Source organism: Psychrobacter sp. D2, assembly GCF_013608135.1.
In the GTDB taxonomy this organism is placed as follows: domain Bacteria; phylum Pseudomonadota; class Gammaproteobacteria; order Pseudomonadales; family Moraxellaceae; genus Psychrobacter; species Psychrobacter cryohalolentis.
In genome coordinates this window covers 20,412-40,026 of record NZ_JACDXZ010000001.1, presented here as the reverse complement: position 1 = coordinate 40,026, position 19,615 = coordinate 20,412, and the positions used below count along the sequence as shown (strand labels likewise).

The following is a 19,615-nucleotide window of genomic DNA, read 5'->3' as shown; positions in this document are numbered from 1 at the left end:
TTGACTAAATCCATATAGAAGATTTCATTGTTAAAGGACGAGTTAAATCAGCATTTACTATCTGATTAGATAAGGCATACCACAGAGTATTTAAGAATTCAGCTCTAGCTTCCAAGTTACTAGAACATATATTGATAACGTCTTCGGGATTAGTTTCAGGGAATCTTGAAACGACTTTCTTAATCATCTCAAGTTGGTAGTTTTCGAAGCTTCTATGCTTATAAGGTAGGAGGAATGTGGCGTTTTTCAAAAGAGGAGTTCTAATTTCTTTCTCTGTCCAGATTTTAAATCGTGTATCTTTTTCAGCGGATAGATGTTCTATAGCTGCTTTAAACTTGGGCTTTAATATATTCCAGTCTTTTTGTATATCTTCTCGATATTTAACTTCAATGTAGACTTTTTTTCCATTGCTATACTCAATGAAAATATCGGGCGTATATTCTCTTTTTTTATTATCATGAAAATAATTAAAAGTTCTTGGTTGAGAAAGATAGCTTACTATTGATGGATTGAACGCAATTAGTATTAAGGCATCGCGTTCTAGACTTGACTCGAAGCCTGAGTACATTCCATTGTTATTACCATGAACAAACCCTGTCATGGTTCTATGGTTCCTAGGGATGATTCTTGCTGGAGAATTATCATTTAGTATTGTAGATTCAGTAGTCGTCATTAAATTATCATCTATTTTTGTGTTTTTTTCTTCATTATTCACCTTATATTATCAATTAAAATTGTAGTTGTCAGTCGTTGCCGACCTGAGCAGATTAAGCGCTATCAAGATAAGCTATCAGGTCCGCTACTTGATCGTATTGATTTGCATATCACCGTACCGGCATTACCGATTGTGGATCTGCAAAACGCTCAAGCGGGAGAAACCTCCGAGCAAGTACGTACTCGAGTATCGGCAGCACATAATCGCCAATTAATACGACAGAACAAGGTCAACAATGAGCTTAGTCCTAGTGAGATTGATAAATATATTCAGCTAGGTGCGGGCGAGCAGCAGCTACTACAGCTTGCTCAGCAGCGCCTTAATTTATCTGCTCGTGGCTATCATCGGGTACTACGCGTCGCACGAACGATTGCTGATTTGGCGGACAGCGCGGATATCACGAGCGCCCATGTATCAGAAGCGCTCAGTTATCGTAGTAAATGATAGTTTTAAGATCCAATTATAATAGATACACTTTTAAAAGAATACAGTGCTACTGGGATTAATTATTCGCAGCCTCTGTCTGCGTAGGCACAGTAAGCAAGAAAAATTGATACCAGTAGTACCTTATAATTTTTGTACTTCTTTTATTTAAGACTGACTATATTTGCAGGCTAACTCTTTAATAAATAGTCAACTAAAGCGCTAAAATCATCGAAGGCTGCCGTAGGATTAAGCTCACGAATATCTTGCCCATAGTTATAACCATAAGACAATGCGAGCGTGTCCATATTGGCATTTTGTCCCGCTAAGATATCATTTCTTGAATCACCAATCATGAGCGCTTGTTTTGGAGTAACATTCAGCGCCTCACAGACATGTAATAACGGCGCGGGGTCTGGTTTTTTGCTAGGCAAGCTATCACCGCCAAGCACTTCGCTAAAGATGTCTTGCCAGCCAAAGGATTGCAGTATTTTTGGTACAAAACGAATCGGCTTATTGGTGACCAATGCCAGCTCATATCCTGCTGCTTGTAACTTTCTGAGCCCACTATCAACATCGGGATAAGCGACAGTTTTGCTGCCACTGATATTTTTATAAGCGTCAAAAAACACTTGCTCAGCATGGTCGACGCTTTCTTTAGTTAATTCACCCTCTAACACCTCTATCTTACCAACCAAAGCACGCTCAACAAGCATTCTTGAGCCATTACCGACCCAGTTACGAATGCTATTGAGAGGATAGGGCTTTTTGCCAAGAGTGGTCAGCATCGCATTGGTCGCATCCGCCAAATCTGGCACGCTATCAATAAGGGTACCATCAAAATCAAAAATTAAAAGTTGCTTATCCATTATTTCTACCCGTTAAAAGTGCTGTATTTTTTATTGATATTCGGTTAATGTTGATTACCATAGCATAAGAAACCAGTAAGCCTTAATGTTGCTATCCTATTCAATATCTTTATAGCGCTCACGGTGCTCAGCTTTCATCGCTAAATAATCTTTATTTTCACGGCATAAATCCCATTTTTCCTTAAAAATACGTGCAGACTCTGCTTTGATAGGGTCTTCAATTTGTCGTGGTAACTCTTCGCGACCATGCGCGCCGCTTTGACCTTTTTTATCATCAGGGACCGCCCCTTTATACTTTTTACCGCCTTTATGATTGGCATAGCGGCGGGCACGGGTAAAACCCATTTGAATAAATTTGCGTGCCATATCAGCGCCTACAAAGTCATTGGCTGCTAGATAATCTAAAAACATCTGATAAATAGTATCGCTACTCTCAAGCGCAATCTCAGGGGTGGCAAAGCGCCAATGCGGTAGGATTTCAGACTTATAAGGCTCTACCAATAATACGCCTTGCTCGCCACGACCGACACGGTATAGCTCAGGCTGCGCGCGCAAATCTAAATTTTTATAGTCCAAGTCATAATCAAATTCTCTCATTATCTTACCTATCGGCTATCCATAGATGCCTTAGTATAAAGAGACTACACGATTCAAATGTAGCATAGATATGTTATAGATAAGTGAAAGTGAGCGTTAATAGAAGGGAGTCATGATTGCAGGTATAAAAAAAGCCTCAAACAGTGATGTTTGAGGCTTTTTAGAATGCTTAAACGAATGGTGGCTCGAGGCAGGTTCGAACTGCCGACACACGGATTTTCAATCCGTTGCTCTACCGACTGAGCTATCGAGCCGTCTTCGTTGAGGCGCTATTAAACTAAATATAGCGCTTACTGTCAAGAGGTTTTTGCATTATATGTAATAAAAGGGCAAAAATAATGAACGAGTCATCGAAATAAGCCTATTTAGGCTAAAATTAATCCTTGACGCGTAGTAGCTCGTATTCACTCATAATACGATGAATCTCGGCATCAACCGGAACAAATGCACGCACGCCTTTTTTGACTTCAGCATCATAAACCAGTTTGATAAACTTAGCATCGATAGCACGACCGCGATTTTGCAGATGTACGGTGAGATACTGCAAGCGTTTGGCATCGGTTTGCCCGTCATCAAAGCAGCCAACTGCGGCGATAGGCTTGTCATTAAACATACCGACATACAGCGTTTGACCACGTTTAAAACCTTGCTCAATAATAGCCAATACTTCAGCACCATCAGGCTGGCTATCATCGGTGTCATAGAGCGCCTCTAAGCGCTCGGTTAATTCGTTTTCACGAGCAGGCTTTTTGATGAGTGGCGCATCCAAACTATTGATGGCAATGGCTTCTAAAGGCATGTTTAATTCCTATAATTTAATACAGCAAGGCATAATAGAATCAGCAAAGGTGACGATTGATAAAACTGAAGCTATTATTTTAGCAGAATGCGAGAATTTTGTGCTTGGTTTACTGCTTGGTCATGGCAGTAAATGGTAGGGTTTGCTATGATGAAGATAGACAAGGTTCTGTGTGCATCAAGCCTCATATTTTGGCTTGTTGAACAGGCTTTTTGAATAAGCATTGAACTTATTTTTAGCCTGATTGTTTTATTATCTATTTTAGACACTAGTAAGAATATATTGGGCGTTTTTCGCCCTATTTTATTGACCGCTTTTCATTTATAGAGAGTAGCCATGACAGCCAATTTAATGACGACAGCCAATATACCCAATACAGCTGAGCAAGATCCTACGCAAAAACTAAATTTACATGGTCGCCCTGAACGTATCGCGACTGTTGAGCGTATTACTGCTGAGACCCAAGTGACCTGTACGGTCAATCTCGATGGTACAGGGCAAGGCACTGTGGACACTGGCGTCCCGTTTTTGGATCATATGATTGACCAAATCAAGCGTCACGGTTTGTTTGACTTAGACATCAAATGTACGGGCGATACCTTTATTGATGATCACCACAGTGTTGAAGATACGGGTATTACGCTTGGTCAAGCATTTAACAAAGCGCTAGGTGATAAAAAAGGTATCCGTCGTTATGGGCATTTTTATGCGCCACTAGACGAAGCATTGACGCGAGCAGTGGTTGATTTATCCGGTCGTCCCGGTCTGCATATGGACATTCCATTTACCCGCTCGCATGTCGGCACTTTTGATGTCGATTTATTTAGCGAATTTTTCTACGGTTTTGTGAATCATTCGTGGATGACCGTGCATTTAGACAATCTAAAAGGCAAAAACAGTCATCATCAAATCGAATCTACCTTTAAAGCCTTTGCTCGTGCGCTACGTATGGCGTGTGAATATGATGAACGTGCGCTAAATACCTTGCCATCGACCAAAGAGGCGTTTTAGATGAGTCGTGCCACAAAAATTGCACTATTAGATTATGGTATGGGTAACTTGCACTCAGCCAGCAAAGCATTGTCAGCGGTCGGGGCAGAAGTCGCTATCACCAATGACCCAAAGGTCGTGGCGGCAGCAGATAAGATTTTCTTCCCAGGCGTCGGTGCTATGCGTGATTGTATCGCTGGCATGCATGCGGCAGGTATTGATGATGTCATACGACAGGCGATATTTAATAAGCCTGTTATGGCTATCTGTGTTGGTATGCAGGCGTTGTTTGAGCAGTCTGCTGAAAATGGTGGCACGCCTTGTTTGAGCATCTTAGATGGCACGGTACCCGCTTTTGATCCAGCATGGAAAGATGAAAAAGGCGCACAAATAAAAGTACCGCATATGGGCTGGAATACTATTAGTGGTATGGATTTTACTCATCCATTGTGGAGTGGTATCGAAGATAAGGCGCACTTTTATTTTGTACATAGCTATTACTGTGAGCCTGCAGATAGCTCGCAAGTGGCTGCTATTTGTGATTATGGTCAGCCGTTTTGTGCCAGTATCTTGCAAGATAATTTATTTGCCACCCAGTTCCATCCAGAAAAAAGCCATACCGCAGGTTTGCAGCTATTAAAGAATTTTGTAGACTGGGATATTTAAAAATAAGTATGACATATTTGGTTGCGCAGTCAGGTTGGCAAAGGCACAATCTGAGCGAGGAAGGAGCACAGTACTGCTTTGCTCTCGCGCAAAAGAGTTTGCATGGTCGCAAACTCTTTTTTATTCTTATTTTAAGCTTAATGACTTCCTACTCTCTTATATGTGGAATAAATAGTGGACTTTTATCTCTTTAAAAACGGCGTCGTGAGTGCCACAGGATTAGAAAAAGATGCCCTACATATCTATGTGGGCGTCAGTGTTTATCTATTGAGCATTATTTTGCTGCGTCCAATTTTCAAAAAATACAGTATCAGAGCGTTTATCGCTTTAATTATGGTGACCTGTATTGCTTTATTAGGCGAGTATTTGGATAACCGTCAGACCATTACCGAGCTAGGTCTCGCAGGTATAGAAAGCGCAGAGCTGATGGCAAGTATCCATGATATTATCAATACTTGTATGCTGTCGTATGTGCTTTATGGACTTACCATGTGGACGAAGATTTTTCAGTCAATCAATACAGTCAAACCTATGATCAAACGACAGAAAAAAACGGATTATTCATAAGTCCGTTTTTTACTATTTAACTATTTTTATCATTGAAGTTATGATGCTCTGTTATTTTTAGCCGCATCATACAGCTCGCGTACCACCTCACCAATCATTCTAATACCATCAGTCAGTGTCCGCTCATCCGCCGCGATACTCATGCGGATACACTCGTGCGCATGCTGATAATCGCTAACATCGACACCGGGGAAGAAATACTCACTTGGTACTATAAGGGTGCCTTTTTCTTTGAGGCGCTCGTACAGCTCAAGCGTACTAATCGGCAAGTCTTTAAACCACAACCATAGGAAAATCGCGCCTTCAGGCTTATGGATCATCAGTGGATAATCACCCAACGCTTCTTTTAACAGCTTCACAGCGAGGTTCGCCTGCTTTTGATAAAACGGCTTAATTTCATTATCAGATAATTGCTTGATACGATCGTTTTCTACCAGTGGCGTGGCAATGGCTGCACCAAAACGCGTGGGCGCTAGATTCACTACCGCATTCATCGCGCTGACTGCTTCGATCACTTTCGCATCGGCAACGATAATACCCGTACGCATACCGGGTAGGCCAATTTTAGACAGGCTAAAGCAAAGAATTGTATTGTTATCCCAATTCAGATGCGCGTCCGAATAGATGATATTGGGAAAGGGCATACCGTAAGCGTTATCGATAATCAGCGGTATGTCATAGCGTTTGGCAATCTTGGCCAAATGTGCCATTTCCTCATCCGTTAAGACATTGCCCGTCGGGTTGGTAGGACGTGAGCAGCAAATCGCACCGATACGACCTTCCTTTAATGCTGGCAAGTTTTCTAGTGCGTCAAAGTCGACGCGATATTTAAAGAAACCTTCTTCGCCATCATGAGTCACTTCATCGATATGCGGTAATACGGCTGCGAAATGCTGACCTTCCACATGCACGTCGCTATAGCCAATATACTCAGGGGTCAATGGCAATAGAATGGATTTGTCGATAGATTCGCTATTTTCATCAGCGAAAGCGCCGCCAAATAGATTAAACAAATAGAAAAACGCGTTCTGTGAGCCGTTGGTCAGAGCGATATTTTCTGAGGTCAGATTCCAATCATAATGACGGTTAAAGAAGCCAACCAAGGCATCGATAAAGGCAGAATCACCTTGCGGATTGGAGTAATTTGCCATACTAATAATCGCGCTACTATTGGCCTCACCTGCATCGTTATCATTACCAAGCGCTTTATACGTCTCCAAAAATAGCTCATTGACGGCATCAATTTTGGCAGGGTTACCACCGCCCAGCATGTTGACTGGCTGATCGCTTTTTAGCGCATCGCCCAGATCATCCATCAATTGCGAGATGCCAGTGGGTTGGGTAAATTTTTGACCGAACTTCGAGAATTTCATAAGGCTACCATGATGTTTGGGAGGGTGTTATAAGTTGGTATTTAACCGATAAAGTTGGGCTAGTATAGCAAATGAGGACTGTAAAATAAGCAAACTGCATGGCTGATATTGGTTTATATGCTTATATATTGAATGAACCAAAAAACGCCTTCTATTCATATAGAATGCGTTTTGGTTTGAGATTTTGTAATGGATTAACTGTATCTCTATTGCAGTATTAGACTCATTTGACCTGTTGAGTTTAAAATTCCTGCTGGTCTGCTTAATTATAGTTGTCTTGCTATATGACTTAACTATCTATTTTGCCGTCTTTATATATCTTTAAGAAGGTCATCAAGATACCTCATAATTGAACGTGCAAGATTTATCGAGAACATAGCATCACTCGTAGATAAAAGGCTTTCATTAGGATGAGATAAGCTGTAATCATTTCTGAGATTATTCATGTTGTTTAAAATAGAATTACAACTCCTTAAAGTTTTGAAAACATCATTGTTCGTTTCTATAGAATCGTTATTCTGTATATGATCACCTATCTTTTTTGATAGTTCATCTACTCGGTCTTTAGTTGAATACTCTATATCGTGTTGATCACATATACTTCGAAAATGGCTGTGTAGTGCTGTATGCATTCTATCAAGAGCTTCATCAGGGTTACCGATACTTATTGATGCTTCAGCATTTTGTAGTAACCTATTTGTAACTTCAGTGCGATTTACCATCGGAGCATTTTGAACGATCGGAATGTCTTCAATAATAGAGATAATTTTCTTATATAATTCAATAGATTTCCTTTCCACTCTATTTGGTGTACCTTCAATATTCCAGATATGCGTTAAGTTACAGGAATCTCTATCTAAAATAAATCTAACAACTTCAATACAGCTTTGTTTTAAAGTATCGTTTCCCCATTTAACATCTTTCAATAATTGTGAAATATTATAAAATTCACATTCTGTATTAGCCATAAGTTCTTGCCAGTCACCACCGTCAAAATGGTCTTTTAGAATATTTGCTAATGATATCTTCTCTTTAGAACTTAACTCTCTCATAAATCCTCTTTTCAATGTTTTTAGTAATCCTAAGATCAGTTAGATAGTAGTGTAAATTACTGTGTAGTTCAGCATAAACGTCAGATAAATTAGTATTTTAGCCCTGATAGCAGCGGCTATCCTGACAGGCTGAGCGAGTTGCGGTCGCTAGTTTTTGATGTAGCTACGTGGGAAAGAGACTCACCAAGTTGTAGCCATAGTCTCTTCAAAATTTGCAGATAATAGCGAACTAAAAAAAACCCTATTAAGGGGTTTTTCGTTTAAAGCTAAAATTGAATACAACTTTTTTAAGCTTTTTAAGGGTTAGTAATAGATGCTAAATCATCGCCCTTACCCTAGCCATAATCCCACGCCCAATCACTAATCTGACATAAATAATGGCAATGGCAAACAGCAACACGATTAAAGCCGCACCGCCGATAGCCAAACTTGTCCACGGCACGCTAAAGCGTAGATTAAACCATTGGGTGAGGGCAGCCCATGCGCCAACGCTGGCGATAATGATCGCAAATGTCGCCGCACTAATTCCCAATACCCCAAGCTCTAGTATGTTTAGCATATATAAGTCGCGTTTTTGCATCCCTAGCAGCCTAAATGAGGCGCTTTCTTGCAATCGGTCTTGTGAGGTGGATAATAACGAGCTAATCAAGACCATAACCCCAGTCAGTAAGGCAAGTAGCGTAAAGACGTAGACCAAAAGGCTCATTTGCACTACAAGCTCTTGAATTTGCTGAGCAATTGCGGTCCCGTCTATCGTCGTCACCGCAGGGAATTGTCGTACCATTTTTCCTTGCAGGTCTGGAATATCATCAGCGTTTACATGAGCAGTGGCAAATTGAATCTGCGGGGCAGTAGAGAGAACCGCTGGCTCAAATAAAAAGTAGAAATAAGGACTGGGACCTTGCTCGAAACGCGAGCGGATACTGGTAATCTGCCCGACGATTTCAATCCCTTGGATATTAAAACGTACCTCATCACCCATACCGACATTGAGTAAGCTAGCAGCAGTGTCCAAAATAGATAAGGGCGCAACGGTTGACGCTGGGTCTTTATTTTCAGTGTTAATGGGTGCATACAGCTGATTGTCTGCTACAGCATCCGTAATAAATTCAGTGTCCATCACCGTATCTGCATAGCTTAGATTAAAGACACGCGCAGGATCATCAAAGCCATCAGCAGGCTCGATATCTTGTACCGGTATATTATTAGCAGTCACTACTCGAGCGCGTATAACAGGGTAATAGCTCACTGGTGCGCCAATAATGCTATCAATCTCATCATGCTGATTACTCTGAATATCTAACAAAAACAAATTGGGTGCATCTTCAGGATAAGCGTTAATAAACTGGGCGTTGATACTGTGATTGAGTGTGGTAATGAGGGTCAGTACCGCCACCGATAGTGCTAAGGTGACAAAAAATAATGCTGATTGGTTGCCCTTACGCGCAAGGTTATGAATCGCAATACGCTGCATCCAGCCGATTTTAGCGTTACTTGCGATACGTGCCAGTAACCACAGCCAGCCACGTGCCAATAGCCAAAATATACTCACAAAGCCAATTAAACCGATTAATAATTGCGCGCCAAATAACCATCCACCTACTTCATAAACAAAAAACACATATAGACCAGCCAGCATTAACCCATACCAAGCTAACGGCAAACGTTTATACCAAGGCAGGTGTTGCACAGCTGAGCTTGCACCTTGATTGAGTAAGGTAGCAGGTTTGGTGGTATTCAATGTGCTCAAGCCCCGTTGGGCGATGAGTAGCGTGAGCACCAAAGCTATGACGGTGGTTTTGATGGCGCTGATAGGATTAATAGCCAAGCTGACGTCCGCTGGCAAGATAGCCACAAGATAAGGCTGATCGACTTTGAGTAAGCCAAAGCTGACTAAAATCGCTGCGATACAAGCGATAGCGGTCGTGATGATGAGCAATTGATAGTAGCTACGTTTGAGTGACCCAAGCGGCTCGCCTAGCGCCAAACGAATGGCATTATTAGACTGCTGCTTACTGACAAACGCGCTAATGACACCATACATCGCAACCGCAGATAATAGCAACACTGCGATGACCAGTAGCTTTAAAAACATCAGTACATTGTCAGAGATACGCGAGACCGAAGTATCTGCTGATTCTGCATCAGAAAGCTCAATATCGGGATAATTGGTTAGGATGTCTGTGAGCTTGTTACGCTGCGTGGTTATCAGCGCAGTATCACCTGCCATCTCGATACGATAGTTTATGCGGCTACGTTGACCCAATAGGTTGGTCGCTGCAAGCGAGTCTTGATGCATTAATACACGACCCCCGAACCCAAATGTGGTCAGCGGTCTATCAGGTTCTTTTGTCAGTACATCACCGATCGTGAATTGCGCATCGCCAATGGTGATACGGTCACCGACATTGGCCTGTAGACTACTGAGTACTTCTGGTGCGACGATGACACTGTCAGACGTTAGCTGCTCCCAAAGCGGCTTTCCTGAGGCAAGCTCCGCTGTACCGTATAAGGGATACGACGGCGAGACCGCTTTGACGCTGGCAAGCAAGGTTTGCTCATCATTGACCAGCATGGCGCTAAATTGATAGTCATATACTGTCTGGGTATCAGCGATAGTTTCTACCTGCGTCAACACCTCGCTTGGCCAGTCTTGCTTACTGTTTAATATTAAATCGCCACCGACCAAAGCGCGCTGATTGTCATTGATATAGGTGTCAACTGACTGCTGGATAGAGTCAAGTGTGAGGTAGGTCGCAAGTGACAGCGTCAAAGTCAGTAAAAATAATACTGGATATATCCAGCGCTGCCACCAGCTCCGACTAAGTGCTTGCGCGCCCAATCCTTGTAAGCCTAGTTTTTGTAAACCAAGGGTACTCGTCAATAGCTGGCGTACGATACCGCCACTAGCGTCTGACTCTTTAGCCATGCTGTCGGTATTATCAGTCGATAAAGTGTCTTCTATATTCTTATTATCCATCAAGATATAATCCGCCCATCATGCATGGTGATAACGCGATCTGCCATGTCAGCAAGTGCTGAATCATGGGTGACCACCACCAACGCTGAGCCAGTTTTCTGACGCAAATCCAGTAATAGCTGCATCACTTGATTGGCATTTTGTTCATCTAAGTTGCCGGTAGGCTCATCAGCAAAGACAATCTTTGGGCGTGATACCAATGCGCGTGCAACTGCTGTACGCTGCTGCTCGCCACCGGATAATTGGTTTGGCAAGCTATGACGCCTATGACCCAAATCAACCGCCTCAATCAACTCATCGACACGCGCCGCATCTGGACGACGGGCGATGTCCAATGGAAAAGCGATGTTTTCAGCAACGGTTAACGTTGGTAGCAGATGAAAAGACTGAAAGACAAAACCCATATCGCGCTGACGAATAACCGCCAAGGCATCTTCATTTAATCGGCTTAAGGTTTGACCTGCCAGCTCAACGTCGCCGCTATCAGGATAATCTAATGCCGCTAACAAACCCAACAAGGTGGATTTGCCAGAGCCAGATTTACCCATGATCACCACAAACTCGCCAGCATTAACGTGAATGTTGACGTCTTTAATAATAGATAAAGACTGGTCACCAACGTGTACGGTTTTATTTAGCTTAGTGGCAGTGAGCAGCGCTGCTTGCGAAGTAGGTAATGCGGATGTCATTGTGCAGTCTCAGTAGGCATATTGGTCACATTCGACGGATTTATTTTTTTAAGCTCAGGCTGTAATATCGGCAAAATATTGTTATTAACGATCAGCGTATAACCTTCTTTGGTCGGATGAATGGCATCTGCTTGATTGAGTTTAGGGTCGCCGCCAACACCGTCTAAAAAGAACGGAATAAGCGTCACGTTCATGTCTTTCGCCACTCTGGGATATATCGCTGCAAAAGATTTTACATAATCAGAGCCAAGGTTATCATAGATCTGCATACCACCTAAGATGACCACGCTATCATTGTCCTGTAAGCGCTTTACGGCAGTACGAATATTGGCTTCAACCGTCGCGACATCAATACCACGAATAGCATCATTGGCACCAATGGTCAAAATAGTAACATCAGGTTTGGTCTGTAATACCCAATCCAATCGATTGACCAAGCCTGTACTGGTCTCGCCACTCAATCCTGAATTAATCACTTTAATGTCTTTATAACCCAGTTCCTGCAAGCGTGTTTGTAGCTGGGCGGGGTAATTGGCATTATTATCCACCCCAAGCCCTTCTGTTAACGAGTCACCTAATGCCAATATGGTCAAAGGCGCTTGTTGTTCAGCAGGGTTCGTTGTAGATGTGGTTTGAGACAATTGGGTATCGGAGGGTTGACTGCTGTTTTGAGTACTATCTTGAGTGCCAGTATCCGTCTGAGCTTCATTAGCATCAGGCGTTTTTTGGCAACCACTGATTGCGATTGCTACCGTCAATGCTACAATCGTGAGCAAGCGCTGCGGTAAGCGGAAAGGTTTGTTTATCATAATTCTGCTGTCCTATAGGCAATAGAGCCAGTCTAGCAGAATCAGATAAACAGCAATATGGTGCAAAAGTTAATCGATTAATGATAAAAACTAAACCTTCTTCCCATCGACCATCACCGGACGGCTGACCAGCCACGCAAATCCTACGTTTACCACCATCAATATCAGCATAATCAATAAGGGTAAATCCCAGCTGTCCGTTGCTTCATGTAACCAACCAGTCCCCAATGGACCAAAAAACGCAATCAAATAACCGACCGCTTGCGCCATACCCGACAGCTCACTTGATTGATTGGCGGTATAAGTACGCATCGAAAACAGCATCATACTTAAGGTAAAAATCGCTGAACAACCAATGCCCATCAGCGCCGACCACAACCATGCCAAATCAGCAGATAAATAGCTGACACCTAAGATACCAATCACATTTAAAACCGATGCAAGTACCGCCAGTGCCTGAATAGGTCGTCCACGATTGACCAACCATGTTAAGCTTAAAATCGCCACAGGTGCCATAAACTGGAATACCGAGTTCATCTGTCCCGCGCTTACTGCTGTCAAGCCTTTACTGAGCCAAATCGACGGTAAAAAACTGGCAGCTGTATAAAAAAGCAGCGATTGTAAGCCCATAAATATGGCAATTTGCCAAGCAAAGGGTGTGCGCCACATAGAAATGGGCGATGACGCTTGAATGCCTTCAGCAAGCGGTACTACGGGCTGATGGTTTGAAGAACCCAAACGCAGTCGTAGCAGCACCCAAATCACTAAGGCAAACACGCCCAAAATCGACCAACCACCAAGCGCCCATTGCCAGCCTACTTGCTCAGATAATGGCAAGACCACGCCCGCGACAATCCCTGCCGATACGGTCATAGTGAGACTGAATAATCCAGTAACTAAAGGAATATGATTGGGTGTACGTTGCTTGATAACAGGCGCCGCAAGGGTATTGGCAAAACCAATCGCTAACGTCAGCAGTAATGTGCCGCCCAAAAAACCCATCCAAGTCGGAATAAGGCTGCGAATAATCATACCTATTGTTAGGAGGCTAATCATCGCAATTAAAGTGTTTTCAAGCCCAAAACGCTTACCAATCGCTGGCGAGATAAAAGCCCCAAGTGCAAAAGTCAGCATCGGCACCGCGCCAAGCCAGCCAATTTGGGTTTCGGAGATATTGAGCGCTCCTTGAACCACCGGTGCTATAGAACCTAGTGCCACAATCGGCGAGCGCATATTGGTCGCCAATAGAATCATGGCACACAACACCAGCCAAAACGTAAAGCGCGAAGAGGGCAGCTGAAACGGTGAAGGATTATCCGTCTGAGACTGTAAAGGCAAATCATTTTGCACATTAGGAGAGGTAGACATGGCAGCACGACTATTATTAGAATAAGAAAAAGGACACGTCATTAAACAGCGCCGAAGAGTCGTCGCTTGCAAAATAACACCGAAAAAATCTCACAAAGAAGATGAGTGAGACGAAAAAATAGAATGTCGAAATATTGGCAGAAAGCAATTCATATGAACTTGCTACCTCAACGGGTAAGGCAATATGAATATCTATAAATAATGATGTGGAACAATAACGCTGCGCCATAAAAAATAGCGCCAGCCCTTTTTTTATAAGGTCTGGCGCTATTATAAGAACAAATGACGGCTAAATACTACCAGCGTATGGTAACAAACCGACTATTTATACCGATTTGCCCAATTGAGCCGCTTTTAAAGCGTTCTCTTGTTGTTCAGCGATTAGAGAATCGCATTTATTAGGATCATCACCGCAGTACGAGCATTTCTCATTGCCCATCAATTTGGCAACACCGCCACAAGACCCTCTAAGCGGCTTTTTATTGACCATATAACCGATACCCATAAAGATAAAAAACAGCATGAATACGGTAAAGGTGATAGCAAGCATGGGAAGCAGTTGGCTAAGCATAGAGGAGACCTCGTGTTAAAAGTAGGACAGTTATCTGTGTGATAACCTCTTAATAGTATAGCAAAAATTCATCTTGTCCGTTTGAGCTTCTCAGCTGAGTAAGACAATTTAAGAAAAATACCGAATTAGCTTCTATTAGTGTTTTTAGATTTAGCTGGACTTTTTATCAGCACGTAATGCTTGCATAGCAGGTGTTTGCACCAATTGCCAATCATCAATGCTGTCCGCAGCTGCTTCTATGCTCACACCATCTGCCAACACGACAAACAATGCCGCTATGTTTTGCTCCTTGGCAACGCTCAAAGCTTTTTTGTAAGGCATAGCAGTTAAGGCGGTTGCCCAAGCATCAGCCAGCGCGACGGTGTCTGCCGCGACGGTTACCGATGGCGCACCACCTACAATCGGCTCACCTGTGGTCGGGTCAATGGTATGACTGTAGTGCTTACCATCAAAGACGACTGAGTTCCGATAGTTGCCAGAGGTCGCTAGATGCATCGTGTTGCCATTATTTATCGGTTGGCGAATCACTGCCATAGTTTGGCGCTCGCTGACGGTACTACCTTCAATTGGTGCATCTATCGCAATTTGCCAAGGTTGTTGTTGCGCACTGACACCAGAGGTTGCCACCTCACCACCAATCTCAACCATATAATTGCGAATTTGATAATTGTTTTTTAGCACATCAGCGATGACATCGACACCATAGCCTTTAGCCACTGCTGAAAAATCAAGCCCAATGCCATCTTTGGCTTTATAGATAGTCTTATCTTTTTGAATGATACTTTCAAAGTCGACCAAGGCTTTGGCTTGCGCAATCTCAAGCGCCGTCGGTGGGGTTTGCAAACGCTCAACGGTCATCGTGCTACCAAATCCCCAAGTGTCTATCAATGGCATCACTGTAGGATCAAAGGCACCACCCGATAGATCATAAACTTGTCTTGAAGCTACCAGCACATGATTAAAATCTTCATCGATGGTAATAGGCTCATCTTTGCCTAGTTGATTAAATTTAGAGATGGTAGAGTCCGCTTGATAAGTGGACATACTGTCATTGATATCTTGCAGGCGCTTATCGATGGCTGCTTGTATGGCCGCTTCATCAGCACCCTTAGGTAACTGATAGCTAATATGATAGCTGGTGCCCATGGTCTCACCGCTCAGATTATTATAATCGGTCTTTTGCTGGCAAGCGCTCATCCCTAGTGCAGTGCTTATAGCGATAATAGGTAGTAGGGCGGTATTCATCGATTTGACAGAAAATGAGAGTGGTATTGATTTTTTTATGCTTGGGTTTTTCATATGAGTCATCACAACTTGATATAGCGAAGGGATAAATGAGGTGTTAGCTATTAAGTAAGCTAAGCGTTGCCTATTTTACACTCCTTGTCACCCATAACGCCAATCGTCGGCTTAAAACATTTTCAGATATTGATTGCTATGTAATATATAGCTAGAATACCTAAAAAAGCTACGGTAAGGCTGGTATGAATTTTTTGCGGTCTATGTAGGCATAGCAAGCAAGAAAAATTAATACCAGCCGTACGTGATGTAGCGATATCACATGTCACTAACTATAGTTAATTAACATGCTAGATTTATTTGACTTGCGACTCACGAATGAGCTTATAAAGTTTTGGTGGTGATAGGCGATTAACCTTGGTGGCGAGCTTTTCTTTACGACCAGCAACGATAATATACTCTTCCCCTTTGGTAAGGGCTTTGACGACTTGTTTGGCAAAGCTAGTCGCCGTCAGACCTTTATTGGTTGCTGCATCCATCGTCCCTTGTGCACTACCATCACCAGTCAAGGCATTAATAGAGATATTGGTCTGAATAAAGCCTGGGAATATCGTTGCTACTTCTATTCCTTGTTCGTGCAGTTCAGCACGCAGACTGTTCGCCCACATATGAATAGCCGCTTTGGCAGCACCATAAGCACCGCGATATTGTGTACCTAGTAACCCTGCAACACTTGATACCATCACTATTTTGCCACCACCTTGTTCGAGCATATCTGGCAATACCAATCTGCTCAGACGCGTCTGTGCAAAATAATCTATCTCCATAATTTGGCGTTCGACGTCTTCAGTGGTATCCATGATAAGCGCGCGTTGACTGATACCCGCATTATTAATCAGCCAATCGATTTTTCCTGCTTGAGTTTTAGCGGTAGCGTATGCTTTTTTTACTTGCTCAGCATCGGTTATATCAAAAGGGATAACGATATGTTTTTTACTATTCTTACAGCGGCTTTTTACCAGTGCTAGTTTCTCTTTATCACGTCCACTTAGAATAATACGAGCGCCGCGTTTGGCAAAGGCGATGGTTAATGCTTCACCGATACCGCTTGACGCGCCTGTTACCCAAATGGTCAATTCTTTATAGTTGGTTTTCATAGGAATCCTTTCCGTTTCGCCCATAAAAAAAGAGCCTCAATTGAGACTCTTAATTTAGCATATATTATTCTGTTAATTGTGGTTGCTTAACGATTAAGCTTAACCATCCCAATTAACCACCAAAGTCATCAAGCATGATATTTTCATCTTCAACACCCATGCTGTGCAGCATATCGATGACCGCCGCATTCATCATCGGTGGCCCACACATATAGTATTCACAATCTTCTGGATTTGGATGGTCTTTGAGGTATTCCTCTAACAAGACATTATGGATAAAGCCTGTATAGCCATCCCAGTTATCTTCTGGTAATGGATCAGACAATGCCACATGCCACTCAAAGTTAGCAAACTCTTCTTCTAGCTGATCATAATCTTCAACGTAGAACATCTCACGAATAGAACGCGCGCCATACCAGAAACTAATCTTACGATCAGAGTTGAGGCGTTTGAGCTGATCGAAAATGTGCGAGCGCATCGGTGCCATACCAGCACCACCACCGACAAATATCATCTCAGCTTCGGTCTTTTTGGCGAAGAACTCACCATAAGGACCAGATACTGTGACTTTATCGCCAGGTTTTAGGCTAAAGGTCCAAGAAGACATTTTTCCCGGTGGAATACCATCAGGACCGCGCGGCGGCGGACTGGCAATACGAATATTAAATTTGATTAAACCTTTTTCATCCGGATAGTTAGCCATTGAATAGGCACGGATAACAGGCTCATCAACTTTTGAGACGTATTTAAAGATGCCAAAGTTATTCCAATCGTCTTGATACTCTTCAGCAATATCAAAGTCTTTATAATGCACTTCATGCGGTGGCGCTTCTAACTGTACATAACCACCAGCACGGAAGTTCACTTCTTCGCCATCTGGAATCTTCAGTACCAATTCTTTAATAAAGGTCGCAACGTTATCATTAGAAATAACTTCACATTCCCACTTTTGCACATCAAAGAATTCAGGATCAATCTCAATTTTCATATCTTGCTTAACAGCTACCTGACAGGCAAGACGCATATGATTGCGAATCTCACCTTGGGTAAAGTAACCTTCTTCAGTAGGCAGAATAGATCCGCCTCCCTCAATCACGCGGCAACGACACTGGGCACAAGTACCACCGCCACCACAAGCTGAAGATAAGAAAATACCTTCGCTTGCCAATGTTTGTAGCAGTTTGCCGCCTGCAGGTGTTACAACGTCATTCTCGGGATTATCATTAATATGGATAGTAACATCGCCTGAACTGACCAGTCGTGAGCGCGCTGCCAAAATAATGGCAACGAGACCCATGATGATCAAGGTAAACATAGCAACGCCACCAATCGCCGTAGCGTAATCCATGGTAGGTATCCTTAATCTATGGAGTAGGGGAGCGAAAAGACGTCATTGCGTTTTCTCTGAACCCCTACCGAATAAATGAATTAAATAGGTCAAATCGCTAAATAAGCTTTTAAGCTCAGCGGTTTAAATTGACATACCGCCAAACGACATAAAGCCAAGTGACATCAGACCAACCGTGATAAAAGTAATACCAAGACCGCGCAGTGGCGCTGGAATGTCTGAGTATTTCAATTTTTCACGAATACCTGCCAATGCGGTAATCGCCAGTGCCCAACCAAAGCCTGCACCGACACCGTACACCACTGATTCACCAAAATTATAGTCACGTTCCACCATGAACAGTACGCCACCTAAGATGGCACAGTTAACGGTAATAAGTGGCAAAAATACACCGAGTGCGTTATACAGACTTGGGACGAACTTATCTAAGAACATCTCTAGAATCTGTACGGTGGCAGCAATCAAACCGATATAACTGAGTAAGCCTAAGAAGCTTAAGTCGATATCAGGGAAACCTGCCCATGCCAATGCACCATCTTTTAGGATGAACTGGAACAGTAGGTTATTTAGCGGTACGGTAATGGCCATCACGACAACGACTGCTACCCCAAGACCGATAGCGGTTGAAACCTTTTTTGATACGGCTAAAAAGGTACACATGCCTAAAAAGTAGGCCAGCGCCATATTCTCGATAAAGACCGAGGTTATAAATAAACTGACATAATGTCCCATTAGTGACCGCCCCCTTGAGCCATGCCTTTAGATTGCGGCTTCATTACAAATTCAGCATCTTCGACCTGATCAGGTTTCCATGTACGGATAATCACGATAAACAGGGCGATAATGAAGAATGCTGACGGTGGTAGTAGCAATAAACCATTTGGTACATACCAGCCACCATCGGTCGCAGTTTGTAGGATAGTGATACCAAACCAGCTGCCTGCACCCAAGATTTCACGAATACTTGCGACAAATAGTAGTACGGCTGAATAACCCAAACCGTTACCGATACCATCCAAGAAACTTGGAATAGGCGGATTGCTCATGGCAAATGCTTCAGCACGTCCCATGACGATACAGTTGGTGATAATCAAACCAACAAATACCGACAAGCCTTTACTCACATCATAAGCGACCGCTTTTAGTATCTGATCGACCAAGATAACCAATGAAGCAATAATCGTCATCTGCACGATAATACGAATACTCGATGGGATTTGCTTACGGATGATAGAGATAAAAAAGCTTGAAAATGCTGTGACCAAAGTCAATGCCACGCTCATCACCAGTGCATTTGCTACACTGGTCGTTACCGCCAGTGCCGAACAGATACCTAATATCTGTAGAGCAATCGGGTTATTATCAAAAATGGGCGAGGTTAAAATACTTTTTGTATCAGCCAT

Annotated in this window: 20 protein-coding genes, 1 tRNA gene and 1 pseudogene; 5 read left to right on the top strand and 17 right to left on the bottom strand. The window is 42.9% G+C overall.

Annotated features, from left to right (window positions below; genetic code table 11):
- Nucleotides 1-4: 4 nt before the first annotated feature.
- The gene (locus H0262_RS00185) at nt 5-715 is read right to left on the bottom strand and encodes a TnsA endonuclease N-terminal domain-containing protein (protein WP_181209256.1); all 711 of its coding nucleotides are present in this window, start codon (nt 713-715) and stop codon (nt 5-7) included.
- A 33-nt stretch (nt 716-748) separates the two neighbouring features.
- On the opposite strand from H0262_RS00185, the pseudogene H0262_RS00180 reads away from it, so the two are divergent.
- Nucleotides 749-1,159, top strand: a pseudogene (locus H0262_RS00180) (ATP-binding protein); the annotation flags it as partial.
- Between the two features lie 170 nt (nt 1,160-1,329).
- Here H0262_RS00180 and H0262_RS00175 read toward each other — a convergent pair.
- The 4 genes from H0262_RS00175 to H0262_RS00160 all read right to left on the bottom strand — a co-directional run bounded on the left by H0262_RS00175 (nt 1,330) and on the right by H0262_RS00160 (nt 3,403).
- On the bottom strand, nt 1,330-2,007 hold the full coding sequence (locus H0262_RS00175) for a phosphoglycolate phosphatase (protein ID WP_181209255.1): 678 nt from the start codon (nt 2,005-2,007) through the stop codon (nt 1,330-1,332).
- Nucleotides 2,008-2,103: 96 nt separating this feature from the next.
- Entirely contained in the window at nt 2,104-2,604 is a 501-nt protein-coding gene (locus H0262_RS00170) for a DUF4385 domain-containing protein (RefSeq protein WP_181209254.1), read from the bottom strand.
- A 178-nt stretch (nt 2,605-2,782) separates the two neighbouring features.
- Nucleotides 2,783-2,858, bottom strand: a tRNA-Phe gene (locus tag H0262_RS00165).
- 122 nt (nt 2,859-2,980) lie between these two features.
- On the bottom strand, nt 2,981-3,403 hold the full coding sequence (locus tag H0262_RS00160) for a hypothetical protein (RefSeq protein ID WP_181209253.1): 423 nt from the start codon (nt 3,401-3,403) through the stop codon (nt 2,981-2,983).
- On the opposite strand from H0262_RS00160, the gene H0262_RS00155 reads away from it, so the two are divergent.
- From H0262_RS00155 to H0262_RS00140, 4 genes are all read left to right on the top strand, one after another.
- Nucleotides 3,402-3,542, top strand: coding sequence for a hypothetical protein (locus H0262_RS00155; RefSeq protein WP_181209252.1), 141 nt, complete (start codon nt 3,402-3,404; stop codon nt 3,540-3,542). The genes H0262_RS00160 and H0262_RS00155 overlap by 2 nt on opposite strands.
- Before the next feature lie 197 nt (nt 3,543-3,739).
- On the top strand, nt 3,740-4,414 hold the full coding sequence (hisB, locus tag H0262_RS00150; protein WP_020444527.1) for an imidazoleglycerol-phosphate dehydratase HisB: 675 nt from the start codon (nt 3,740-3,742) through the stop codon (nt 4,412-4,414).
- Nucleotides 4,415-5,059, top strand: coding sequence for an imidazole glycerol phosphate synthase subunit HisH (hisH, locus tag H0262_RS00145; protein ID WP_181209251.1), 645 nt, complete (start codon nt 4,415-4,417; stop codon nt 5,057-5,059).
- 174 nt (nt 5,060-5,233) lie between these two features.
- Nucleotides 5,234-5,626, top strand: a complete 393-nt coding sequence (locus H0262_RS00140) for a hypothetical protein (protein ID WP_181209250.1) — start codon at nt 5,234-5,236, stop codon at nt 5,624-5,626.
- A gap of 38 nt (nt 5,627-5,664) precedes the next feature.
- Here H0262_RS00140 and H0262_RS00135 read toward each other — a convergent pair whose 3' ends face one another.
- The 12 genes from H0262_RS00135 to H0262_RS00080 form a co-directional block, all read right to left on the bottom strand.
- Complete coding sequence (locus tag H0262_RS00135) at nt 5,665-6,999, bottom strand: valine--pyruvate transaminase (protein ID WP_181209249.1); 1,335 nt, start codon at nt 6,997-6,999, stop codon at nt 5,665-5,667.
- A gap of 311 nt (nt 7,000-7,310) precedes the next feature.
- The gene (locus tag H0262_RS00130; protein ID WP_181209248.1) at nt 7,311-8,051 is read right to left on the bottom strand and encodes an abortive infection family protein; all 741 of its coding nucleotides are present in this window, start codon (nt 8,049-8,051) and stop codon (nt 7,311-7,313) included.
- 316 nt (nt 8,052-8,367) lie between these two features.
- Entirely contained in the window at nt 8,368-11,031 is a 2,664-nt protein-coding gene (locus tag H0262_RS00125) for an ABC transporter permease (RefSeq protein ID WP_181209247.1), read from the bottom strand.
- On the bottom strand, nt 11,031-11,720 hold the full coding sequence (locus tag H0262_RS00120; RefSeq protein ID WP_020444520.1) for an ABC transporter ATP-binding protein: 690 nt from the start codon (nt 11,718-11,720) through the stop codon (nt 11,031-11,033). Before H0262_RS00120 ends, H0262_RS00125 begins: the two co-directional genes overlap by 1 nt.
- Nucleotides 11,717-12,529, bottom strand: coding sequence for an arylesterase (locus tag H0262_RS00115; RefSeq protein ID WP_181209246.1), 813 nt, complete (start codon nt 12,527-12,529; stop codon nt 11,717-11,719). Before H0262_RS00115 ends, H0262_RS00120 begins: the two co-directional genes overlap by 4 nt.
- 90 nt (nt 12,530-12,619) lie before the next feature.
- Nucleotides 12,620-13,939 (bottom strand): MFS transporter, encoded by a 1,320-nt coding sequence (locus H0262_RS00110; protein ID WP_181209245.1) that lies wholly within the window; start codon nt 13,937-13,939, stop codon nt 12,620-12,622.
- A gap of 283 nt (nt 13,940-14,222) precedes the next feature.
- The gene (gene nqrM / locus H0262_RS00105) at nt 14,223-14,468 is read right to left on the bottom strand and encodes a (Na+)-NQR maturation NqrM (protein ID WP_011514732.1); all 246 of its coding nucleotides are present in this window, start codon (nt 14,466-14,468) and stop codon (nt 14,223-14,225) included.
- 150 nt (nt 14,469-14,618) lie between these two features.
- A complete protein-coding gene (locus H0262_RS00100) occupies nt 14,619-15,767 on the bottom strand; it encodes an FAD:protein FMN transferase (RefSeq protein ID WP_181209244.1) in 1,149 nt (382 codons plus the stop codon).
- A gap of 296 nt (nt 15,768-16,063) precedes the next feature.
- Entirely contained in the window at nt 16,064-16,864 is an 801-nt protein-coding gene (locus H0262_RS00095) for an SDR family NAD(P)-dependent oxidoreductase (protein ID WP_181209243.1), read from the bottom strand.
- A 112-nt stretch (nt 16,865-16,976) separates the two neighbouring features.
- Nucleotides 16,977-18,212 carry an NADH:ubiquinone reductase (Na(+)-transporting) subunit F gene (gene nqrF / locus H0262_RS00090; RefSeq protein WP_011514729.1) on the bottom strand — a complete coding sequence of 412 codons (1,236 nt, stop codon included), beginning with the start codon at nt 18,210-18,212 and terminating at the stop codon, nt 16,977-16,979.
- Between the two features lie 123 nt (nt 18,213-18,335).
- Nucleotides 18,336-18,944 carry an NADH:ubiquinone reductase (Na(+)-transporting) subunit E gene (gene nqrE / locus H0262_RS00085; RefSeq protein ID WP_011281361.1) on the bottom strand — a complete coding sequence of 203 codons (609 nt, stop codon included), beginning with the start codon at nt 18,942-18,944 and terminating at the stop codon, nt 18,336-18,338.
- Nucleotides 18,944-19,615 (bottom strand): NADH:ubiquinone reductase (Na(+)-transporting) subunit D, encoded by a 672-nt coding sequence (locus H0262_RS00080; RefSeq protein ID WP_011514728.1) that lies wholly within the window; start codon nt 19,613-19,615, stop codon nt 18,944-18,946. Before H0262_RS00080 ends, nqrE begins: the two co-directional genes overlap by 1 nt.

Excerpts from the sequence above, each read along its gene's own strand:
- H0262_RS00175 (WP_181209255.1), bottom strand. The coding sequence starts at position 2,007 with ATGGATAAGCAACTTTTAATTTTTGATTTTGATGGTACCCTTATTGAT.
- H0262_RS00170 (WP_181209254.1), bottom strand. The coding sequence starts at position 2,604 with ATGAGAGAATTTGATTATGACTTGGACTATAAAAATTTAGATTTGCGC.
- H0262_RS00155 (WP_181209252.1), top strand. The coding sequence starts at position 3,402 with ATGTTTAATTCCTATAATTTAATACAGCAAGGCATAATAGAATCAGCA.
- H0262_RS00160 (WP_181209253.1), bottom strand. The coding sequence starts at position 3,403 with ATGCCTTTAGAAGCCATTGCCATCAATAGTTTGGATGCGCCACTCATC.
- hisB (WP_020444527.1), top strand. The coding sequence starts at position 3,740 with ATGACAGCCAATTTAATGACGACAGCCAATATACCCAATACAGCTGAG.
- hisH (WP_181209251.1), top strand. The coding sequence starts at position 4,415 with ATGAGTCGTGCCACAAAAATTGCACTATTAGATTATGGTATGGGTAAC.
- H0262_RS00135 (WP_181209249.1), bottom strand. The coding sequence starts at position 6,999 with ATGAAATTCTCGAAGTTCGGTCAAAAATTTACCCAACCCACTGGCATC.
- H0262_RS00130 (WP_181209248.1), bottom strand. The coding sequence starts at position 8,051 with ATGAGAGAGTTAAGTTCTAAAGAGAAGATATCATTAGCAAATATTCTA.
- H0262_RS00125 (WP_181209247.1), bottom strand. The coding sequence starts at position 11,031 with ATGGATAATAAGAATATAGAAGACACTTTATCGACTGATAATACCGAC.
- H0262_RS00120 (WP_020444520.1), bottom strand. The coding sequence starts at position 11,720 with ATGACATCCGCATTACCTACTTCGCAAGCAGCGCTGCTCACTGCCACT.
- H0262_RS00115 (WP_181209246.1), bottom strand. The coding sequence starts at position 12,529 with ATGATAAACAAACCTTTCCGCTTACCGCAGCGCTTGCTCACGATTGTA.
- H0262_RS00110 (WP_181209245.1), bottom strand. The coding sequence starts at position 13,939 with ATGACGTGTCCTTTTTCTTATTCTAATAATAGTCGTGCTGCCATGTCT.
- nqrM (WP_011514732.1), bottom strand. The coding sequence starts at position 14,468 with ATGCTTAGCCAACTGCTTCCCATGCTTGCTATCACCTTTACCGTATTC.
- H0262_RS00100 (WP_181209244.1), bottom strand. The coding sequence starts at position 15,767 with ATGAAAAACCCAAGCATAAAAAAATCAATACCACTCTCATTTTCTGTC.
- H0262_RS00095 (WP_181209243.1), bottom strand. The coding sequence starts at position 16,864 with ATGAAAACCAACTATAAAGAATTGACCATTTGGGTAACAGGCGCGTCA.
- nqrF (WP_011514729.1), bottom strand. The coding sequence starts at position 18,212 with ATGGATTACGCTACGGCGATTGGTGGCGTTGCTATGTTTACCTTGATC.
- nqrE (WP_011281361.1), bottom strand. The coding sequence starts at position 18,944 with ATGGGACATTATGTCAGTTTATTTATAACCTCGGTCTTTATCGAGAAT.
- H0262_RS00080 (WP_011514728.1), bottom strand. The coding sequence starts at position 19,615 with ATGGCTGATACAAAAAGTATTTTAACCTCGCCCATTTTTGATAATAAC.